The organism is Pseudomonas sp. BF-RE-22 (genome assembly GCF_019956155.1).
Classification (GTDB): Bacteria; Pseudomonadota; Gammaproteobacteria; order Pseudomonadales; family Pseudomonadaceae; genus Aquipseudomonas; species Aquipseudomonas migulae.
The window spans coordinates 43,524-63,080 of sequence record NZ_JAHBDD010000019.1 but is presented as its reverse complement, the minus strand read 5'-3'; the positions used below and the strand labels follow the sequence as shown (position 1 = coordinate 63,080).

Sequence of the window (19,557 nt, the reverse complement as noted above, 5' to 3'; positions counted from 1 at the left end):
CCTGACCGCCCCGAAAACCGGTGGTTCATTGCTGGATCGGCACCAGGATCGCATCGCCGGTTGCCACCAGCTTCAACTGATCCCCTGTTTGTGCGAACAGTTCGGCACGGGCAAACACCTGCTTCTTGCCAGACTTCACCACCTGGCCGCGCGCAATGAACACTTCACCGACGGCGGGTGCAAGGCAATTCACCGAAAAATGCGATGCCAGGACATTGCCAGCGACCGTTCCGGCCGCAAACCCACAGGCGGTATCGAGCAGCGCGCCAATCAGGCCGGCATGCAGAAAACCTGCGTATTGCGCCATATCCGCCTCGCGAAAAGCCAGGGTCAGTTCCACCTCGCCCGGCTCGGTGCGAGTGACCTCGAAACCGGCCCAGCGGTTGAAGGCGGACGTTGAGTTGATCTTTTTGAGTGCATCAAGCATGGCGAATCCCTCCGGTTGAGGTATCAACATGCGCCGGGTTTTGGGGGAAGTCATGGTGGATAAAGAAGGGTGATGGGCGGGTGGCCTGGTGGTGAATATTCAGGCCTTATCGCTAGCAGGCTAGCTCCCACAGTGGTCTCCTGAACACTGGAGATCCAATGTGGGAGCTAGCCTGCTAGCGATGAACGATAACGCGGTCCCTCTGGACGCCCACCGTTCACCCGGTCAGCATGAGCACCTCGAATCGGGAACCGACTCATGCGACGACTACCTTCCCTTGCAGCCCTCAAAACCTTCGAATGCGCCGCCCGCCACGCCCACTTCGGTCGGGCCGCCGCAGAGTTGTGCGTCACCGACAGCGCCGTCAGCCATCAGATCCGCCAGCTCGAAGAACAACTGGGCGTGTCGCTGTTCATCCGCGAAGGCCGGCAAATCCGTCCGACCATGGCCGCCGGGCGCCTGATGCAAAGCCTGCAGCAAGCCTTCGAACTGATTGGTGAAGCCTGCGATGAACTGCGCGATCCGTCGTCGCTGGCGGTGTTGCGCCTGGCGGTGACGGCCGAGCTGGCGCAAAAGTGGTTGATGCGTCGCCTCACGGATTTCTACGCGCGCTATCCGCATATCACCTTGCACCTCTACGAACAACCCATCGACGCCACCGCGCCGGGGGAAGACATCGACCTTGCGATCACCTACGGCACCGGCCCGGTGGACAGCAGCGCGTACTTCGTTCGACCGTTGCCGGCATTGCAGTTTTTCCCGGTGTGCAGCCCCGGCCTGTTCAACCAAGGTGCCCTGAAAACCCCGAAGGACCTGGCGCGCCACTGCCTGCTGCACGACGATCAGGACGGCAAGACCTGGACCGCCTGGCTCACCAGTCATGCCGGCGATCTACGCCCCGAACGACAGTTGTATTTCGCCCATGCCGGCCTGGCGCTGGAAGCCGCGGCCCAAGGACAGGGCGTGGCCATGGGCGATAACCTCACGGCGCAGGAAGACTTGCTCAGCGGTCGACTGGTCCGGCCGTTTACCTCAAGCATGACTGCGCTGGGCCAATACGCGCTGGTGTGTGAACGAGTGCGCCTGGAGCGTCCGGCTGTGGCGCAGATGCTCGAATGGTTCAACGATCAGCTGATCGATTGATGAGTTGAATTCAAGTATTCCGCAATAATCATCGTTGGCGAGGAGGGCGCCGACGACCTTAGCCTGTGGTCATTCCAATCCCCGTCAACGAGGTTTGACCATGGCACGTTCGCTCGACACCACCCCAAAACAAGACGGCTTCCGCCTGCCCGGCGAATTCGAAACCAAGGCCGGTTGCTGGCTCGGCTGGCCGGAGCGCACCGATGTCTGGCGCAACGGGGCCAAGCCGGCGCAGAAAGTCTGGGTGCAGATCGTCACCGCCATCTCTCAAAGTGAACCGGTCACCGTGTGTGCCTCCGCCGCGCAATTCGCCACGGCGCGCCGGCAGTTGCCGCCGCAAGTGCGCGTGGTGGAAATGACCTGCAACGACACCTGGTTCCGGGACAGCGGTCCATGCTTTGTGGTGAATGACGCCAGCGGCGAAGTACGCGGCGTCGACTTCGAGTTCAACGCGTACGGCGGCCTCGATGGCGGCTTGTACTACCCGTGGGACAAGGACGACCAGATCGCCAGCAAGATCCTCGAAATCGAACGTTTCGACCGTTACCGCGCACCGCTGATCGCCGAACTCGGCGGCATCCAGAGCGACGGCCAGGGCAGCATCCTCACCACCGAACAATGCCTGCTCAACCGCAATCGCAATCAGCACCTGGGCAAGGAAGAAGTCACCCGGCGGCTGACGGACTACCTCGGCGCCGAGCAAGTCATCTGGCTGCCGCGCGGTTGCAAGTTCGACGAAACCGACGGTCACGTCGACGATCTCGCGTGCTTCGTGCGTCCCGGTGAAGTGGTGCTGCAATGGACCGACAACCGCGATGACCCGCAATGGGAAATCTATCAGGAAGCCTACGACGTCCTGCGCAGCACCCGTGACAGCCGTGGCCGCGAGTTGATCGTACACAAACTGCCACAACCCGACGTGCTGGAATGGACTGCAGAAGAAGCCGAAGGTCTGGACCAGCAAGACAGCACCCACACCCGTCAGGCCGGCACCAGAATCTGCGCGTCGTATATCAACTACTACGCCGGCAACACCTCGATCGTGGTGCCGTTGTTTGGTGATCGTAACGATCAGGTGGCACTGGCGACACTGGCTGAGCTGTTCCCGCAGCACAAGATCGTCGGCATCGAAAACTCCCGGGAAATCCTGCTCGGCGGCGGTAACGTCGCGTGCATCACCATGCCTCAATACGCTGGTAAAGGAGTGTAATCATGGGCCTGCACAAACTGACTCAAGCGTTATTGCTGGTGCTTGCACCCTTGTGTGTGCAGGCCGCCGACAGCGCCAGACCGGTGGTGAACCTGTACATCTGGGGCGAATACCTGGCCCCGGATACCCTGACCAATTTCGAGAAAAAGACCGGCATCCATGTGATCGCCGATCATTTCGATTCCCTGGAAACCGTCGAGACCAAACTGCTCACCGGTCGCAGTGGTTATGACCTGGTGCTGACGGCGGGGCAGCATTTGTCCAGGGCGATCCAGAGCGGTGCCATTCAAACCTTGAACCTGCAACGGTTGCCGCACTTTGCCGGCGTCGGTGAAGAGTTCCGCCAGCACATGGCGGTGTTCGATCCGGGCAATCGTTACGCCGGGATTTATGCCTGGGGCACGACCGGTGTGGGTTATCAGGAAGAGGCCGTCAAAAAGCGCCTGCCGGAGGCGCCAACGGACAGTTGGGCGATGCTGTTCGATCCGGCGGTGGTCTCGAAATTTGCCGATTGCGGTGTGAGTTTGCTCAACGATCCCAACGAGGTGTTCGCCGCGGTGATGAAGTACATGGGGCTGGACATCAACCGCCAGAACCTCGATGACCTGAAGCTGGCCGAGCAGCAACTGGCGAAGATCCGGCCGTACATCCGTTACTTCGACAATGACCTGAACATCAGCGACCTGGCCAATGGCAATACCTGCGTGGCGATGTCGTGGAATGGCAACGTGGCCATTGCGGCGGGCCAGGCAGAAGCCGCGAAAAAACCGTTCACGTTGACCTACCGGATACCGAAGGAGGGCACGTTGATCTGGTTCGACGCCATGGTCATTCCCAAGGACGCGCCGCATCCCGAGGCCGGGCTGGCGTTGATGGATTACCTGATGACGCCGCAAGTGATTGCGCCAATCACCGACACCATTCACTACGCCAATGCGATCACGGCGGCGGATGACTTGATCGCCCCGGCGATTCGTAATGATCCGGGGACGTACCCGTCGGCGCAGGTGCGGGCTTCGTTGTATAGCAAGAATGACAATGGCAAGGCGTTCAACCGGGCGTTGATTCGGGCGTTCAGTCGGTTGAAGTCGGGGTTGTGACTGGATTTGAGTGATGTGTTGAATGGGCTGGCGCCGTCGCGAGCAGGCTCGCCCCCACAGGGGATCTCCAGCGTTCACAAAATCCCTGTAGGAGCGAGGCCGGCTTGGCGGCAAAGAACGATAATGCGGACTATTTGGCTGGCACCCGCCACAAATACCAGGACGCTACCGTTCGATAAGGACTCCACCCCAAGCCGATCTCGACCATCTGCTTGCGCGTCGGCTGCACCTCCAGGCCCTTCAGCCGCCGATAGCCCTCACGCACCCCAAAGTCATCCGCCGGCAGGATGTCCGGCCGCTCCAGGCTGTAGATCAGCAGCATCTCCACGGTCCAGCGCCCAACGCCGCGCAAGGTAATCAACTGCTCGATCAACGCCTCATCGTCCATGGCCAGCGCCGTCGCATAGTCCGGCACTACGCCGTCCAGCGCCGCTTGAGCGATGCCCTGAATGGTCGCGATTTTGCCGGTGGAAAAGCCGCAACTGCGCAGTTGATCAAACCCGCTCGCCAGAATCTGTTCGGGCCGCGGAAACGAGGCCGAAGGAAACAACGCCAGCAGCCGTCCGACAATCGCATCACCGGCCCTGGCGTGCAGTTGCTGATAGGCAATTGCCCGCACCAGCGACTCATACGGGTCGCGAGCCGCATGAGGCTGATGCAGGCAAGGGCCGATGGTCGCGATATGGCGCGCCCAATCGTCGTCAATGGACGCCAGAAAGCGGGTCGCGGGCTTATAGGGATCGGGCATGAGGATCAAGTGTTTCCGACGGATTTCAGCAGGGCGTTCACTTCCCCGTACGTGAAGGCCTTGAGCTGGCTGCTGTCGAGTTTGCCGGTCTCCAGAAACCCCTTGGCCAGGCCGGCCATGGCGCCGTACAGGAACTCGGCGATTGCGGAGCCCGCGCTCAAACGCCGTACACCCAGCGCTTTTAACGTTTCAGGGGCGGGTAACCCCGGCAACGCAAGTACGTTCACCGGCAGCGTGGTGCCACGGCACAGCGCGGCAATCTCGTACTCTGCCGAAACGCCTGCCGCGAACAGCCCGTCCGCCCCGGCCGCTTGATACAGCGCGGCGCGTTTGAGTGTTTCCGCGACGCGGTCTTCGGCCGGCACCAAGGCCTTGAGGTACACGTCGGTGCGGGCGTTGATGAACAACTTCACCTGACGGCGCTCCGCAACCTGGCGGGCGATGGCGATCTTGCGCGCCAGCAGCTCGGGCGGCGAAGCACCGTCCTCGATGTTGATTCCGACAGCGCCAGCGGCGAGCACCGCCTCAACCACTTCGGCGACCCGTGCCACGTCATCGGAATAGCCGGCTTCGATGTCCACGGTCAACGGCAGCGAAATCACGCGGGCGATGGCCTCGACGCTCGATACCAGGCGTTCGAGCGGCAGGGTGTTGCCGTCTGCGTAACCGTGCGCCCAGGCGACGGCCGCGCTGCTGGTGGCCACGGCTTTGCAGCCCAGTTGTTCAACGATGCGGGCCCCGGCGGCATCGGCAACGTTGGTGAGAATCAGCAGGCCGTCCTGATGCAGCCTGTGGAATGAGTGGTCGAGCGTATCCATCGATTTCCTTCCTTACGAAAACACCGAGTGATCAGAACGCGAGTTGATGGGTGATCTGCACCGCCGCTTTTTCCAGCCTGAGCAGAAACGCCTTGCGCGGTTGTCCTCCACCATAGCCCGTCAGCGAGCCATCTGCACCGATCACCCGGTGGCAGGGCAAGACAATCGAAAGGCGGTTGTGCCCGTTGGCCAGGCCCACGGCGCGACTGGCGCCGGGCTTGCCCAGCCGCGCGGCGATGGTGCCGTAGGTGCTGGTCTGGCCGTATGGGATTTTCGCCAGTTCGGCCCAGACTTGCCGCGAGAATTCGCTACCGGGCAAGTGCAGGGGCACCTTGAATTCGGTCAGTTTGCCGGCGAAATAGTGCGCCAGCTCGTCTTCGATTTGCTGAAGGTGGGCGTTGTGACCGGGCGCCACCGCGTAGCCATAACGGTTCTGCAACGCCTCGACTTCGCGGGTCAGCGCCGGCCGATCCAGAAACTCCAGCAGCACCAGCCCACGCCGTTCGGCCATGGCGATCATCGGCCCCAGCGGGGTGGTCAGGCGCGTGAACAACAGTGGTTCGCTGTGGGCCGCGCGGCCCGGCGTGATGTGGAAGGATTTTTGAAACGCATCGCGAAATCCACTCAGCGATTCGTACCCCGAATCGAACGCCGCGCTGTCAATGGAATCGCCTTGTCTGATCCCGCCCAGTGCCATGCCGAGGCGCCGGGTACGCAACCATGCATGAAAGGTCATGCCGAAATGCTGTTTGAACCAGCGGCGCAGTTTCAGCGGCTCAATGCCCTCGGCCAGCAGTTGCACATCGGTCCAACGCCGCTCGGGGTCGGCGTCCACCGACTTGAGCAGCCTTTGCACCCAGTCCGGCGCAATGGCGGCAGCGTCCAGCGGTTTGCATCGCAGGCAGGCTCGATAACCGGCGGACAGGCACTCATCCGCATGGGCGAAGAATTCGACATTCTCCGGTTTCGGCTTGCGCGCCGTGCAACTGGGGCGGCAAAAGATCCCGGTGGTTTTGACTGCAGTAAAAAACACCCCCTCGTAGGCGGTATCGCGTTCGAGCATGGCGCGGACCATCTCGGCATGGGGCGGAAGCACAGCGTTTTGTAGGTTCATGGGCTGAGCATAAGGCGGGTTGGCCGGGGGCTCCACCGGAAAATCGACAGTGAATTCCAGTCAATCATGATGAGGCTACGATGCGGTTCAGTTCGGTTTTCGAGTACGCGTCCGAGGCAATGGCACGGAGCGGGGCCTTTCTCCAATAGGTCATGTTTTTCGCAGCCTTACTGTATGTATCTGATAGCTGCACTTTCTAGAGGGAAAAACTCCTACAGCTATTAAAGAAAAATCCCTTCATTTTTAGGATTTGCCCTAAATCCCCGCGCATTAAGAACATGGCATTTTTTTCTGTCCAGAAAAATCAGCTGTGCCTAGTCAATGAGAACCATTCTCCCATGCTTAATGAAAAATTAGTTTCAGTTGCTCCGGTTGTTGCGGCGCTGGTCGCCTTTTTATCGGTTTCAACAATGCTTCGCATTCCAGGTTTGCCTATCGGAGTATCGGAACTTGTTGTTTTATTCTTGGCGATGGTGCTGATTGTGAGAAGCAAGTTTTTGCCGCACTTTAAACACCCGCTGATGGTGTTCTGGGTTTTTTTTATTGTTACTGCTTTGGCAGGTTTTATAACGGGCTCTGAGCGCGGCGAAGGCTGGGTCTACACGGGCGCTGCTTATCTTTATGTGGCGTGTTTTACGATGGTGGTGTTGGGTTGTGCTGCCGATTTGGAGAGGTATGAGTTTCACAGGTACATTCGGGCAATGGTTACTATCCCTGTTTTTCTACTGTTTATTCCTCTGTCGTTATTTTTTTCAGGAGATATTTGGCTGTCAGGCAGGTTGGGGGTCAATACAGATTTTTACCCTTCTCGGGTAGCGGCCTGGTCGGTGAACCCTAACCAGCTTGCACTTTTTCTGCTCCCGCTTCCGTTTTGGTTGGCGGCTATTTCTCAAGCTCAGCACTGGTCAAAGGTGCGGATCGTAAAGATGTTCGTATTTCTCTGGTTTCTATTTTTTCTAGGTTTTTGTGTCAGAAGCGATGCACTGCTCCTGGCGTGGTGCATCGGGATTCCGGTGCTGACAGTGTTGGTCTCGTGTTGGTTGAAAAACATTAATTGGAGATTTTTCACCACCATGCTCATGGCGTTCTTGCTCGCGTTTGTTTTTTTCAAATGTTTTTTTGATGGAGTGGGTCAACCCTTTTTCGATACCGTTCAGACGCAAATTAAATCCCTGTCTTCCGATCCGGTTATAAGAGTTGATCAGGTCAAGAACGGTGTGTTTGAGCAATCGATACAAACGGAAAACCACCTTGATAAAGCCGGTCATGAGTTTGATGGCAATGGCGTCAGTAGACAATATGCTGTAAGTCAAACAGATCCAGTAGCGCCTGCTTTCGGGCGATCTGATTCCGCATTTGGAGTAGGGTTGGACCCTAATAAAGTAGACGTGCGGAAAGCGTTGTGGGTACATGCATTGGATGTTTGGAAGTTGTCGCCAATATTTGGCCATGGGCCAGGGGCGTTTTCCTATCTGGATATATCTGGCCAAAAGCATGAGGCTCACAATCTATTACTGGATATGCTTACCCAAGTGGGCGTGGTAGGGGTAGCTCTATTCGGCGTAATGTTTTTATGGTTGGTTGCTGGTGCGGTTAAAGCAAGAGACCCATTTTCACTCGTGTTGCTCCTTGCATTAATAGTGTTTTCCGGAGCGCATTTCATACTTCGTCAGCCAGTCTTTATGATGTACCTCGTAATAACCGCTGTGGCGATAGAAAAACGGTTTTTTGTTCTGATGAATGCATCGCGTCAGTGAAGTCTATATCGTTATGGTCGGGCTCGGTTCCAGCACTTCTTATCAATTACTTGGCGAATTTTTTCGCCCCGGCAACACACAGGATCACGGCAAGGGTCACCGCCAGCATGCCGATGCTGACCTGCTCGTGAAGCAAGGTCGCCGCCAGCGCCAGGCCAAAAAACGGCTGCAGGAGCTGAAGCTGTCCGACCGCGGCAATCCCGCCCTGAGCCAGCCCGCGATACCAGAAAACAAAGCCGATCAGCATGCTGAACAGCGACACGTAACCCAGGCTGAACCAGGCCGGTGTGCTGATCCCGGAGAACGATGCGGGGGCGAGCCACCAGGTCAACAGCGCCATCACCGGCAGCGACAGCACCAGCGCCCAGCAAATCACCTGCCAGCCGCCCAGTGTTCTGGACAGTTTCGCCCCTTCGGCATAACCCAGACCGCACGCGAGGATGGCCAGCAGCATCAGGATGTCGCCTTCAGGTGAGGCGGTCAGGCCTTGTGAGGCAGCAAATCCCACCACCAGCAGGCTGCCCAGCACCGAGAAAAACCAGAATACCGGCCGCGGCCGCTCACCACCGCGGATCACGCCGAACACGGCGGTCGCGAGCGGCAGCAAGCCGACGAAGACGATCGAGTGCGCCGACGTCACGTATTGCAACGCCAGCGCCGTCAACAGTGGAAAGCCGACCACCACGCCCATGGCCACGATGAACAGCGGCAACAGTTGGCTCTTTGCAGGGCGCTTTTCCTTGAACAGCCACAGCATGCATAGCGCCAGTACGCCAGCAATGGTTGCACGGGCGACGGTCAGGAAAACCGGGTCGAATTCCAGCACTGCCACTCGCGTGGCCGGCAGCGAGCCGCTGAAGATCACTACGCCGATCAACCCGTTGATCCACCCGCTGGTGGTCTTTTCCCGGGGCTCGATATGCAGGTTCGATACGCGTTCCATTGAGGTCACACTCGATAATTGTTTTCGCGGCGGGTTGCCTTGAGCGCATCGTATGGCTGACTATAAAGACAATCAAAAAATTGTCATGGATACATCTCGAGATGCCGCGCTCCCGATACAAGTCGCTGGTTGATTCCTTTGCCACTGATATCCGTTGCGGACGTTTGCCGCCGGGCACTCGCTTGCCCACGCACCGCCAGTTGGCCGAGTCAGAAGGTCTGGCCCTGGTCACGGCCAGCCGGGTGTATGCAGAGCTTGAGGCGATGGGGCTGGTGAGTGGGGAAACCGGGCGGGGCACGTTCGTTCGGGAGACGTCGCTGCCGCCTGGTCATGGCGTTGATCAACCCGAAGTGGCCGCGGGCGTGATGGACCTGAATTTTAACTACCCCTCATTACCCGGTCAGGCCGATCTGTTGCGCAACGCCTTGCGTCAGCTCGCGTTGTCCGGCGATCTGGAATCCCATCTGCGCTACCAGCCGCATGGCGGGCGCCTGCATGAGCGCGCGTCGGTCGCCAGTCATTTGTGCACGCGAGGGCTGAGCGTAGAGGCCGGGCAGGTATTGATCGTCAGCGGTGCCCAGCATGGTTTGGCGGTGACGATGATGGCGCTGCTGAAACCGGGCGATGTGATCGCGGCAGATGCGTTGACCTACTCGGGTTTCAAAGTGCTGGCGCAAGCGTTGCACCTGGAAATCGTGCCCATTCCCGTCACCGAGACCGGCCCCGATCTCGATGCACTCGACACGCTCTGCCGGCGTCGTTCGGTGCGGGCCGTCTACACCATGCCGACCCTGCACAACCCGCTGGGCTGGGTGATGGACGCAGCGTGGCGGAACCAGCTCGTATCGATAGCGCGCGCCCACGACCTATTGATCATCGAGGACGCCGCGTACGCGTTTCTCGCCTCTGACCCGCCGCCACCAGTGGCCCAATTGGCGCCGGAAAGGACGGTCTACGTTTCAGGTTTTTCGAAGAACGTCGCCACCGGCCTGCGTGTCGGCTTCGTTGCCGCGCCGGCTGATAAGGTCCCGGCACTGGAACGCGTGATCCGGGCGACTACCTGGAATACGCCTGGCGTGATGACCGCGATTGCCTGCGCATGGCTCGACGATGGAACCGTCAGCAAGCTTGAGGCGCAAAAGCGCGCGGATGCACAGGCTCGGCAAGCCCTGGCTGCGGAGCTTCTGAAAGGGCTGCCCTGCATCACTCATCCTTCTTCCTACTTTTTGTGGCTGCCTCTGGCGGAGGACGCCAGGGCGGACCAGATCGCCGTGGAGTTGATACAAGAGCAAGTGGCCGTTTCCACCGCCGAACCCTTTTCCGTCGCTGCCAACGTGCCCCATGCGATCCGGTTGGCGCTGGGGTCGGTGGACATGGATTCTCTTCGGGCAGCGTTGATCAAGGTGAAGCGGGTGGTGGGGGCTTATTCCTAGAACGGTTGGGCAGTTTTCTTCAATACGCGGACCAGCCCGCGCCTTACCGTGAGGCCTGGTTCAACTGAATTGAAGAAGGTATGCAATGAGTCTGATTATTTCGATGGCGGCGTTTGCCCTGGTGGCCTCGATTACGCCGGGGCCGGTCAACATTGTTGCGTTGAGTTCCGGCGCGCAGTTCGGTTTTCGCGCCAGTCAGCGCCACGTGGTCGGCGCAACGCTGGGTTTTGTGTTGCTGCTGGTGTTGATGGGGTTGGGGCTGCATGAAGTGTTGCAGGCATGGCCGGCGCTGACGCGGGTGGTGCAACTGGCCGGCGTGGCGTTTCTGTTGTTCATGGCGTGGAAACTGGCGGCGGACAACGGGCAACTCGACGCGAAGGAGTCGGGGCGGGCGCCGTCGATGGTGTACGGCGCGGTCATGCAGTGGCTCAACCCGAAAGCCTGGCTGGCCTGTGTGGCCGGCATGGGCGCGTTTGTCGCCGATGGCGAGGCGCGGCTGGTCTGGCAGTTTGCCGCGGTGTATCTGGTGATCTGCTACCTGTCCGTCGGTTGCTGGGCGTACGCCGGGACTTTTCTGCGCGGCTATCTGAACAACCCGGCGGGGATGCGCGTGTTCAACCGGATCATGGCGCTGTTGCTGGCGATGAGTGCGATTTACCTGTTGCTGCCCTGATCGATCATTCAGCCGCGATACTGCCCCGGTGTCGCCGCCAGATGCTGTTTGAACGCCCGCTGAAAATGCGCCTGATCGGCAAACCCGGCTTCCAGCGCCACGTCAGCGATCAGCTTGCCGCTGCGCAGTCGATCCTGGGCAAACTGGATGCGTCGGTTGACCAGAAACGCGTGGGGCGTCATGCCGTAATGCTGTTTGAAGGCGCGGATCAGGTAGGACGGCGACAGTTGCGCAGCGTCGCAAATGTCTTCGAGCTTGAGCATTTTCGTGCAGTTGTCGCGGATGTAGTCAGCCGCGCGCTCCAGTTTGAAATTGGGCTCGCGCAGCGGTTGATCGCCGGGGTTGAGGCGTTGCTGCACGTCGGTAAAAAACTCGACCGCCGCGCTGTGTTTGCTCAGCACGTCCTGCTCGCTGTCGACCAGTGTTTCAAATAACGCCTTCAGGCCGGCAAACAGGCTGGCGTCAGACGTATGGGTGATGGAAAACCGCCGAAACGCCAAGTCGCTGCTGAACCCGAGCTGATGCTGCAAGTCGGTAAGCCACGGCGTATCGACGTACAACATCAAGTACGACCACGGCTGGTCATTGATTGGATTGCAGGCGTGGACGTCGCCGGGATTCATCAGCACTACGGTGCCGGCGCTGACCTCAAACTCCGATTGTTCATGGATATAGGTACTGCGCCCGGCGGTAATCGCGCCGATGGAAAAGTGCTCATGGGCATGCCGGGTGTAACAGACCTCGCGCCCATCGGCGATGGAGCGGGCTTCAATGAAGGGCAGGGCATCGTCACGCCAGAAGCGGGGGGCCTTGTCAGCGTCTTTGCCAGCGGTGGGCTTCATCGTCGGTGTCCTCGGCAGGTCAGCACCGGAGTGTATTAGCTCTCGCCGTCAAAGGCTCGTTGCAGTGCAGCGATATCGAGTTTTTTCATTTGCAGCATCGCCTCCATGGCGCGCTGTGATTTTGCCGTGTCGGGGTCTTTCATCATGTTCATCAGGGCGATTGGCACGATTTGCCACGACAGGCCGAATTTGTCCTTGAGCCAGCCGCATTGCTGGGCCTGAGGGACGCCCCCCGCGCTGAGGGCGCCCCAGAAGTGATCGACTTCCTCCTGGGTCTGGCAATTGACCTGAAACGAGATCGCCTCGCTGAACTTGAACATTGGGCCACCGTTGAGGCCGGTGAAACTCTGTCCGTCGAGCTCGAAGCTGACCGTCATGACCGAGCCTTCAGGGCGGCCATGCAAATCGAAACCGGCGTGGCCATAGTAGGTCGTGGCGGTGATTTTTGAATGATCGAACACCGAGCAGTAAAACTTCGCGGCGTCCTCCGCCTGATCGTCGAACCACAGGCAGGGCGTGAGCTTCTGAACGCGTTGCATGGCGGTAATCCTCTCCACGGTTCACTCGTGCTGAACTTTCAGCGTAGTCAGCCGGGAGGGGCCCGGAAGTACCGCAGATCGACAAGTTACCAATCAGAAATCCCAGCGGGTGGTCAGTTGCACGTTGCGAGGCTCGCCGTAAAACCCGGTGCCAAAGTTACCGAGCCCGGTGTAATAGGTCTGGTCGAAGAGGTTCTTCACGTTCAGCGTGGTGCTCAGGTGGTCGTTGAAGCGGTAACGCGCCATGACGTCCACCAGGGCATAGCTTTGCTGGGTGATTTTCGAAGACTGGCCGAAGTTGACCGGGTCGTCGGGGTTGGGCTGGAACACATTGCCGAAGAATTCGCTCTGCCAGTTCACCCCGCCGCCGACGGTGAGTTTTTCCAGTGCCCCTGACAGCCGGTAGGTGCTGAACACCCGTACCACTTGTTCCGGCGCGGTGGTTTGCAGGATCGAGCCGTAGACGAAATCGCCCTTGGCATCGCGGGTGTGGTTGTAGCTGTAGCCGGCCGACAGATTCCAGCCTTCCATCACTTCACCCGCCACTTCGACTTCAAAGCCTTTGGTCGTCGCGCCTTGCACCGGGCGGTACACCGACTCGGTATCGACACCGCTGACGTACTCGGCAACGTTGTCTTGCTCGATGCGGAACACCGCGAAACTGGCGTTCAAGCGCCCGTCAAGGAATTCGGCCTTGAGCCCGGCCTCGTAGCTGTCGCCTTCCACCGGGTCGAGCAGTTTGCGCTCGGCATCCTTGCTCATCTGCGGCTGATAAATGCTGGTGTAGCTGGTGTACACCGACCAGGTATCGTCGAGGTCGTAGACCAGCCCGGCATACGGGGTGACCACGCCGGTCTGGCGATAGCTGTCGCGCACATCCTTGGTGGTCGGGTCGCTGTAGTCCAGCTCATCGCTGGCAGTGAAGCGGCTGACCCGGGCGCCGAGGATCAGCGCCAGGTCGTCGGTTGGCTTGAGCCGGGTGGCCAAGTAGGCACCGGTCTGGCGCTGGTCGATGTCGTTGTCGCCGACCCTGGCAATGTCCGGTTTCGCGAACTCGCCGCGCCAGTCGTAGATGCTGCCGTCGAGGGGCGGGTAGACCGAACCGTGCACCGGGATGTCCTGGCGCGTGTGCATCGACATGAAACCGGCGATCAACTCGTGCTCGCGACCCAGCAGGCTGAACGGGCCGGTGAAATTGACGTCGAGGTTGTCCTGCAACTGGTCGCCCTTGAACCGGCCCATGTACATGAACATGCCGTTGCCGGTGAGCGGGTCCGGATTGCCGCCGCTGGCCGAGGCGAGGAAGGTGTCGTGCTGGCGATGTTTGCGGTCGTAGCTGACCTTCAGCTTCCAGTCATTCGCCAGTTGCTGTTCCACCGAGGCGAAGATCGTCTGGTTGGTGAAATCACGCCGGCTCCAGTCGGTAGCCGGGTTGAACGAGCGGGAAAAATGCGTGCGCGAACCGTCGCTGTTGTACATCGGGAAACCGGTCCAGCTGGCGCCACGGGAGCGGGTATTTTGCTGGTCGATACCGAAGGTCACGAGAGTGCCCGGCGTCAGGTCGGCTTCGAGGATGCCGTAGGCGATGTCGCGGGTGTTGCGGTAGTTGTCCAGGTACGCGCTGCGGTCTTGATACGCCCCGACGAAACGCCCGCGCACGTTGCCGCTCTCCGTCAGTGGGCCGGCAATATCGCCGGTGCTGCGATAGTTGTCCCAGGAGCCGACGGCGCCGGTGATCGAGGCCTTGAATGCTTTGGTCGGGCGCTTGCGGATCAGGTTGACGGTGGCCGAAGGATCCCCTGAGCCGGTCATCAGCCCGGTGGCGCCCTTGATGATCTCGACGCGGTCGAAGGTCGCCATGTCGGTGCTGGTGGTGCCGTAATCGTAGACGCCGTCGTAGTCGGTGTTGACGCCGTCGTACTGGAAGTTGGTGATCGGCAGGCCACGGCTGGAAAACTCCCAGCGCTCGCTGTCGTAGTTCTGCACACTGACGCCGGGCACACGGCGCAGGGCGTCGGCGATGCTGGTGGAGCCCTGGTCGTCCAATTGCTGGCGGGTGATGACCGACACCGACTGCGGGGTTTCACGCAAGGACAGCGACAGCCCGGTGGCTGAAGAGGTCGATCCGAGGGTGTAGGCGTGGCTGTCTTCGGTGATGGCGCCGAGCGCCCGGCCGGAAACGTTGGTGGTGCCCAGTTCCAGCGGCCCATTCGTTGCGGGGGCAACCTGCAGGACATAGCCGCGGTCGCCCTGAGGCTGGGCTTGCAAGCCACTGCCTTGCAACAGTCGCTGCAAGCCCTGTTGCACGGTGAATTCGCCTTCGAGCCCCGGGCTGTATTTATCACTCGCCAGATCGTTGCGGCCGGCGAGGAATATCCCCGCCTGTTCGGCGAAACGGTTGAGTGCGCTGACTAACGAGCCAGCAGCGATCGTGTAATAACGCTTCTGGCTGCCTGACTGTTCACTGGTGCCGGTTGTTCCGGCGTGGGCGAGGGCCGGGGCAAGACTCAGCAGCGCGACCGGAAGGGCCAGTGCCAACGGACGCAAGGCAAAACGAGTGCGAGCGAAGGAGTCGCGCAAAAGGGTGTTCCCTGGAATCAGATCGAGCGGCAATTGAAGTGCTTCACAGGGTTAACCGAACGAAAAACCCAAAAGGGAACTGTGGCGTTGAAATATCTTTGGTTCACGCTTTCGGCGCGACGTTGACCCACCAGTCCATGGTTTTTTCGACGCGTATTGGTAGCGCCGCTTCCAGCAGGCGCAAGGCTTGATCGGTGTCCTTGAGCGGAAACGAGCCCATCACCGGCAAACCGGCGATGGCCGGGTCGCACGCCAGATGCCCCGGTCGGTAGCGGCTCAATTCTTCGATCAACTGCCCCAGCGGCAGGTTGTCCGCCAGCAACAGACCGCGGCGCCAGGCTTCGCGGCCCGCCGCTGCTTCGGTGGAAGGCGGCGTGTGGTTTTGCGTGAACGCCAATTGTCGTCCGGCCTCGACCACCTGCACCTGGCCCGCCGTGGTTCGAACTTCGACCGCGCCTTCGTAGACGTTCAGCAGCGTCCGCTGTTGTTCCTGGCGCACGCTGAAACGAGTGCCGAGCGCGCGCATCCGGCCTTCGGTGGTTTGCACCAGAAAGGCTCGGCTGCTGTCCTTGGCGGTATCAATCAACACTTCCCCGGCATTCAACAGCAGCAGACGTTGCGTGGTGTCGAAACGCACATTCAGCGCGCTGAGGGCGTTGAGCCAGATGCGGCTGCCATCGCTCAGGAGGCTTTCCCGGGTTTCGCCGGTGCCCGTAGAAAGATCGGCGGTCCATCGGCCCAGAACGTCCGGCAGCGAAGATTCCCGCCAGGCGTTCCAGCCCAGTAGCCCGCCCGATGCGAGAATGAGCAGGCTCTTGACTGTCTGCCGACGGCTGATCGGCGAGCGCGCGGTATTACGCAGCACAAGACCGGCGGCCTGCGGGTGATCATCCTGTAGCGCGGCGAAGCGCTGGCCAACACGCTCGACATAGCGCCAGGCCGCCTGATGATCGCCACTTTGCGCCAGCCAGGCTTGCCAGCGCTGACGTTCCTGATCGCCGACGTGCTGATCGTTGAGTTGCACATACCATTGCGCCGCTTGTTCGAGGCTGGCATGGCTGATCGAGTTGGAAGAGGGGGCGGGCATGGCGCTACTCGATCAACAGGCCATCGAGCTCGGCCTCAAGCATCGCGCAGTGCATCAGCGCCTGTGCCAGGTACTTTTTCACCATGCGCTCGCACACACCGATTTCTTCGGCGATGGCGCGGTAGGGCAGGCCATGCAACTGGGCGAGGATGAACGCGTCGCGCACATTCTTTGGCAGGCGCAGCAGCATGGCGTCCACTTCATACAAGGTCTCGACGATGATTGCCCGTTGTTCCGGCGACGGTTGAACCGCCTGCGGGCGTGCCGCCAGCGTTTCCAGCCACGCCTGTTCCAGCTGCCGACGGCGCCAGTGATCGATGCACAAGCCACGGGCAATGGTCGCCAGGTAGGAGCGCTCGCGACTTTCGCAATCGAACACTTGAGGGCGCTTGAGCACGCGGATAAAGGTGTCATGGGCCAGGTCGGCAGCATCGAACGCATTGCTCAAGCGCCGGCGCAGCAGCTCATGCAGCCAGCGGTGATGCGTGACGTAGAGGTTCTGAACGCTGGAAGAATCGGCGACCATCATCGTGAACAGATATCCATGGGCGACAGGCGCCGTTGGTGCAAATAAGAATTGGTCGCGATTAAAACAAAAGGTTTAGCTGCGTGCAAATGATATTGGTTTGCTTTTAGGGTGTATGGACAGGCAGAAGGCCTTGGTGAAGTCAAATTGACTCTTTCCGTAGTCGTATTGACTGTTCTGGTGTCAGGTCAAATTGACTGCCTTCGTCGCAGCGTGTTGATTTTTATAGCTTAAAAAACTGGCACGAAACCTGAAGTAACAAACGTACAACTGGTCTGATTCGGGAGTACGGAAATATGTTCGCTTACTTCAGCAATCCTCAGAATGTCTTGCACCTGTCTAGCAACATGTTGGGCGCGGGCCTGGCGCTGTTGCTGGCAGGCATCTACGGCGCTTATCTCTACGCCGGACACCTGCCGATCGTGGTGTTGGTCGCGATGCATGCCATGACCATCATCGGGCCTACCCTGATCAAGATCGGCTATGTCATGCGCCTGCTGGCCCAGCATCGGATGGGCAAAGGTTTGGTCACCGCAGCGGTTTGAGGCATCAGACCGGTATTTTGCTTGTGCCGAGACGCTAGCCTCGTCCCAGACCACCCTGTTCGGCGATCCAGCGGGTGGCCAGGTCGATAAAGGCGCGCAACTTCGGTTGAGTCTGGGTTCTGCCGGGGAAATACAGGTACAGCGCCGAACTCAGTGGCACGAACGGTTGCAGCACCCGCTCCAGTCGGCCGTCCGCCAACTCATCGGCGATTTCCAGATCACAGGCATACGCCAGGCCCGAACCGCTACGGGCGGCCGCCACCAGCAACCTTCGATCATTGACGATCACGCCACCCTCGACACCCACGGTAAAATCGCGCCCCTCGCGGCGAAACTCCCAGCGGTGCGCGCTCCCCGAGGTCGAAAAGCGAAAGCCGATGCATTGATGACGGGTCAGGTCCTCAGGGCTGGCCGGTTTGCCTGCCTTGGCGAAGTACTCCGGCGCACCCACCACCGACCATTGCAGATCCGGCGTGAGGCGCACTGCGACCATGTCTTTTTCGATGGACTCGCCCAGGCGGATCCCGGCATCGAAACCGCCAGCCATCAGGTCCACCGTGGCGTCATCAAGGGAGATGTCGAGGGTGACTTGCGGATAAGCCTCGCGAAACAGCGGAATCAGCGGCTCAATCAACAAGGCCCCGGACAGCCTCGGTGCAGTGAGGCGCAGCGTGCCCATGGGCTGGTCGCGAAAGCCGCTGAGTACCGCCAGCGCCTCATCGATTTCACTGGCCGCAGGCCGCAACCGCGCAAACAGGCTGGCCCCGGCTTCAGTCAACGCCACCCGGCGTGTGGTGCGCTGGAACAGCAACACACCCGTACGGCGCTCGAGCAATTTGATCGCATGGCTGACAGCCGTGGGGGTGACTGCCAACCGCGTCGCGGCGAGGGTGAAACTCTTGTGCTCGGCCACCGCCAGAAACTCGGTCAAGCCATCGAAAGGATCGTGATTCATCGCGGTGCCATTATGAAAGAGCGTTTCATAGTGCTTGTAACACGAGGGCATTTTTCCGGGCAATCTTCCTGCGTACCTTGTGCCTACCCCCACTGCACACAAGGAACACGCTCATGACCACCTCCAATAACTTCAAGCGTATCTGGCTCATCACGGGTGCTTCTCGCGGTATCGGCGCAAAAATAGCCGCCGCTGCGCTGGCCAACGGTGACGCGGTGGTTGCCACCGCCCGCGATGCCAACAGCATCACCCAGCGTTTTGGCGATCAACCCGGTTTGCTGGCCGTCACCCTCGACGTCACTGACGAAGCGCAGGGCGTTGCGGTCGCAAAAGCCGCCATCGAGCACTTCGGACGCATCGACGTGCTGGTCAACAACGCCGGTTTCGGTTTGCTCGGCGCCGTAGAAGAAGCCACTGCCGATGAAGTACGCCGCGTGTACGAAACCAATGTCTTCGGTTTGTTGAACGTCACTCGTGCCGTCCTGCCGCACATGCGCGCCGCTCGCAGCGGGCATGTGATCAACCTGTCATCGGTGGGGGGGTACAGATCCGGGGCGGGATTCGGTGTTTACTGCTCGACCAAATTCGCCGTCGAAGGCTTGAGTGAAGCGCTGCATGCCGAGCTGGAGCCGCTGGGCGTCAAGGTCACCATCGTTGAACCGGGCTATTTCCGCACTGAATTCCTTGAAGGCAATTCGCTGGTCGAGTCGCCGTCCTCGATTGCCGACTACGACGGCACTGCGGGTGAAGTGCGCAAGATTGCCAAGGCCGTGACCCTGAATCAGCCTGGTGATCCGGACAAACTGGCCCAGGTCATGATCACCCTGGTGGAAGCGCAAAAAGCACCGCTGCGCCTGCCGCTGGGCAGTGACTGCGTCGCGGCGATCGAAGCCAAAAACGCCTATGTCGCCGGTGAGTTGCAGGCCTGGCGCGAAGTGTCGGTTTCCACCGATTTCTAAGCCCCGACGCAACCTGTAGGAGGCGGCTTGCTGGCGAAGCGGCAGCGGCCATAATCCCGCTTCGCCAGCAAGCTGGCTCCTACAGGTTTGAGGCGGTATTGAGAGTACCGGTGGTCGATGAACCGGTCTCGCCCGGCAATTTGCGCTTAGCTATAGGG

At 60.0% G+C, this 19,557-nt stretch carries 19 protein-coding genes; 8 read left to right on the top strand and 11 right to left on the bottom strand.

Translation table 11 applies throughout. The features are described 5' to 3' along the window. Positions 1-25 precede the first annotated feature (25 nt). The gene (locus KGA82_RS12010; protein WP_008028682.1) at positions 26-427 is read right to left on the bottom strand and encodes a PaaI family thioesterase; all 402 of its coding nucleotides are present in this window, start codon (positions 425-427) and stop codon (positions 26-28) included. A 258-nt stretch (positions 428-685) separates the two neighbouring features. Between KGA82_RS12010 and KGA82_RS12005 the strand changes: the two genes are divergently transcribed. The 3 genes from KGA82_RS12005 (at position 686) to KGA82_RS11995 (ending at position 3,880) form a co-directional block, all read left to right on the top strand. After that, complete coding sequence (locus KGA82_RS12005; RefSeq protein WP_008038204.1) at positions 686-1,570, top strand: LysR substrate-binding domain-containing protein; 885 nt, start codon at positions 686-688, stop codon at positions 1,568-1,570. 100 nt (positions 1,571-1,670) lie between these two features. Then, positions 1,671-2,780: an agmatine deiminase gene (gene aguA / locus KGA82_RS12000; protein WP_223414484.1), complete on the top strand. Its 1,110-nt coding sequence runs from the start codon at positions 1,671-1,673 to the stop codon at positions 2,778-2,780. A 2-nt stretch (positions 2,781-2,782) separates the two neighbouring features. Next, positions 2,783-3,880 (top strand): extracellular solute-binding protein, encoded by a 1,098-nt coding sequence (locus tag KGA82_RS11995; RefSeq protein ID WP_008038211.1) that lies wholly within the window; start codon positions 2,783-2,785, stop codon positions 3,878-3,880. Between the two features lie 130 nt (positions 3,881-4,010). Here KGA82_RS11995 and KGA82_RS11990 read toward each other — a convergent pair whose 3' ends face one another. Genes KGA82_RS11990 through KGA82_RS11980 form a run of 3 tightly spaced genes read right to left on the bottom strand, consistent with a single transcriptional unit; the run spans position 4,011 to position 6,560 of the window. Next, positions 4,011-4,628, bottom strand: a complete 618-nt coding sequence (locus KGA82_RS11990) for a DNA-3-methyladenine glycosylase family protein (RefSeq protein WP_223450446.1) — start codon at positions 4,626-4,628, stop codon at positions 4,011-4,013. Positions 4,629-4,633: 5 nt separating this feature from the next. Next, positions 4,634-5,446, bottom strand: coding sequence for an isocitrate lyase/phosphoenolpyruvate mutase family protein (locus KGA82_RS11985; protein WP_223450445.1), 813 nt, complete (start codon positions 5,444-5,446; stop codon positions 4,634-4,636). Between the two features lie 31 nt (positions 5,447-5,477). Further along, complete coding sequence (locus KGA82_RS11980; protein WP_223450444.1) at positions 5,478-6,560, bottom strand: bifunctional transcriptional activator/DNA repair enzyme AdaA; 1,083 nt, start codon at positions 6,558-6,560, stop codon at positions 5,478-5,480. A 338-nt stretch (positions 6,561-6,898) separates the two neighbouring features. Between KGA82_RS11980 and KGA82_RS11975 the strand changes: the two genes are divergently transcribed. Next, positions 6,899-8,317, top strand: a complete 1,419-nt coding sequence (locus KGA82_RS11975; RefSeq protein WP_223450443.1) for an O-antigen ligase family protein — start codon at positions 6,899-6,901, stop codon at positions 8,315-8,317. A 46-nt stretch (positions 8,318-8,363) separates the two neighbouring features. Here KGA82_RS11975 and KGA82_RS11970 read toward each other — a convergent pair whose 3' ends face one another. After that, positions 8,364-9,260 carry a DMT family transporter gene (locus KGA82_RS11970; RefSeq protein WP_223450442.1) on the bottom strand — a complete coding sequence of 299 codons (897 nt, stop codon included), beginning with the start codon at positions 9,258-9,260 and terminating at the stop codon, positions 8,364-8,366. A 101-nt stretch (positions 9,261-9,361) separates the two neighbouring features. Between KGA82_RS11970 and KGA82_RS11965 the strand changes: the two genes are divergently transcribed. After that, complete coding sequence (locus KGA82_RS11965; protein ID WP_223450441.1) at positions 9,362-10,693, top strand: PLP-dependent aminotransferase family protein; 1,332 nt, start codon at positions 9,362-9,364, stop codon at positions 10,691-10,693. 85 nt (positions 10,694-10,778) lie between these two features. After that, complete coding sequence (locus tag KGA82_RS11960) at positions 10,779-11,366, top strand: LysE family translocator (protein ID WP_207285665.1); 588 nt, start codon at positions 10,779-10,781, stop codon at positions 11,364-11,366. A gap of 8 nt (positions 11,367-11,374) precedes the next feature. Here KGA82_RS11960 and KGA82_RS11955 read toward each other — a convergent pair whose 3' ends face one another. From KGA82_RS11955 to KGA82_RS11935, 5 genes are all read right to left on the bottom strand, one after another. After that, entirely contained in the window at positions 11,375-12,208 is an 834-nt protein-coding gene (locus tag KGA82_RS11955) for an AraC family transcriptional regulator (RefSeq protein ID WP_223450440.1), read from the bottom strand. A gap of 35 nt (positions 12,209-12,243) precedes the next feature. Beyond that, entirely contained in the window at positions 12,244-12,747 is a 504-nt protein-coding gene (locus KGA82_RS11950; RefSeq protein WP_223450439.1) for a VOC family protein, read from the bottom strand. Between the two features lie 93 nt (positions 12,748-12,840). Then, a complete protein-coding gene (locus KGA82_RS11945) occupies positions 12,841-15,327 on the bottom strand; it encodes a TonB-dependent siderophore receptor (protein WP_223450438.1) in 2,487 nt (828 codons plus the stop codon). Between the two features lie 103 nt (positions 15,328-15,430). Further along, the gene (locus KGA82_RS11940) at positions 15,431-16,414 is read right to left on the bottom strand and encodes a FecR domain-containing protein (RefSeq protein ID WP_223450437.1); all 984 of its coding nucleotides are present in this window, start codon (positions 16,412-16,414) and stop codon (positions 15,431-15,433) included. 4 nt (positions 16,415-16,418) lie between these two features. Beyond that, positions 16,419-16,943, bottom strand: a complete 525-nt coding sequence (locus KGA82_RS11935) for a sigma-70 family RNA polymerase sigma factor (protein ID WP_192227371.1) — start codon at positions 16,941-16,943, stop codon at positions 16,419-16,421. Positions 16,944-17,236: 293 nt separating this feature from the next. Between KGA82_RS11935 and KGA82_RS11930 the strand changes: the two genes are divergently transcribed. Continuing rightward, positions 17,237-17,485: a transmembrane sensor/regulator PpyR gene (locus KGA82_RS11930; protein ID WP_192227370.1), complete on the top strand. Its 249-nt coding sequence runs from the start codon at positions 17,237-17,239 to the stop codon at positions 17,483-17,485. Positions 17,486-17,519: 34 nt separating this feature from the next. Here the strand turns inward: KGA82_RS11930 and KGA82_RS11925 are convergent, their stop codons facing one another. Further along, positions 17,520-18,440 carry a LysR family transcriptional regulator gene (locus tag KGA82_RS11925; protein WP_223450436.1) on the bottom strand — a complete coding sequence of 307 codons (921 nt, stop codon included), beginning with the start codon at positions 18,438-18,440 and terminating at the stop codon, positions 17,520-17,522. Between the two features lie 113 nt (positions 18,441-18,553). On the opposite strand from KGA82_RS11925, the gene KGA82_RS11920 reads away from it, so the two are divergent. Continuing rightward, complete coding sequence (locus KGA82_RS11920; protein WP_223450435.1) at positions 18,554-19,399, top strand: oxidoreductase; 846 nt, start codon at positions 18,554-18,556, stop codon at positions 19,397-19,399. Positions 19,400-19,557: the final 158 nt, after the last annotated feature.

Bases quoted from the DNA above. Each gene is read 5' to 3' on its own strand.
- KGA82_RS12010 (WP_008028682.1), bottom strand. From the start codon at position 427: ATGCTTGATGCACTCAAAAAGATCAACTCAACGTCCGCCTTCAACCGC.
- KGA82_RS12005 (WP_008038204.1), top strand. From the start codon at position 686: ATGCGACGACTACCTTCCCTTGCAGCCCTCAAAACCTTCGAATGCGCC.
- aguA (WP_223414484.1), top strand. From the start codon at position 1,671: ATGGCACGTTCGCTCGACACCACCCCAAAACAAGACGGCTTCCGCCTG.
- KGA82_RS11995 (WP_008038211.1), top strand. From the start codon at position 2,783: ATGGGCCTGCACAAACTGACTCAAGCGTTATTGCTGGTGCTTGCACCC.
- KGA82_RS11990 (WP_223450446.1), bottom strand. From the start codon at position 4,628: ATGCCCGATCCCTATAAGCCCGCGACCCGCTTTCTGGCGTCCATTGAC.
- KGA82_RS11985 (WP_223450445.1), bottom strand. From the start codon at position 5,446: ATGGATACGCTCGACCACTCATTCCACAGGCTGCATCAGGACGGCCTG.
- KGA82_RS11980 (WP_223450444.1), bottom strand. From the start codon at position 6,560: ATGAACCTACAAAACGCTGTGCTTCCGCCCCATGCCGAGATGGTCCGC.
- KGA82_RS11975 (WP_223450443.1), top strand. From the start codon at position 6,899: ATGCTTAATGAAAAATTAGTTTCAGTTGCTCCGGTTGTTGCGGCGCTG.
- KGA82_RS11970 (WP_223450442.1), bottom strand. From the start codon at position 9,260: ATGGAACGCGTATCGAACCTGCATATCGAGCCCCGGGAAAAGACCACC.
- KGA82_RS11965 (WP_223450441.1), top strand. From the start codon at position 9,362: ATGCCGCGCTCCCGATACAAGTCGCTGGTTGATTCCTTTGCCACTGAT.
- KGA82_RS11960 (WP_207285665.1), top strand. From the start codon at position 10,779: ATGAGTCTGATTATTTCGATGGCGGCGTTTGCCCTGGTGGCCTCGATT.
- KGA82_RS11955 (WP_223450440.1), bottom strand. From the start codon at position 12,208: ATGAAGCCCACCGCTGGCAAAGACGCTGACAAGGCCCCCCGCTTCTGG.
- KGA82_RS11950 (WP_223450439.1), bottom strand. From the start codon at position 12,747: ATGCAACGCGTTCAGAAGCTCACGCCCTGCCTGTGGTTCGACGATCAG.
- KGA82_RS11940 (WP_223450437.1), bottom strand. From the start codon at position 16,414: ATGCCCGCCCCCTCTTCCAACTCGATCAGCCATGCCAGCCTCGAACAA.
- KGA82_RS11935 (WP_192227371.1), bottom strand. From the start codon at position 16,943: ATGATGGTCGCCGATTCTTCCAGCGTTCAGAACCTCTACGTCACGCAT.
- KGA82_RS11930 (WP_192227370.1), top strand. From the start codon at position 17,237: ATGTTCGCTTACTTCAGCAATCCTCAGAATGTCTTGCACCTGTCTAGC.
- KGA82_RS11925 (WP_223450436.1), bottom strand. From the start codon at position 18,440: ATGAATCACGATCCTTTCGATGGCTTGACCGAGTTTCTGGCGGTGGCC.
- KGA82_RS11920 (WP_223450435.1), top strand. From the start codon at position 18,554: ATGACCACCTCCAATAACTTCAAGCGTATCTGGCTCATCACGGGTGCT.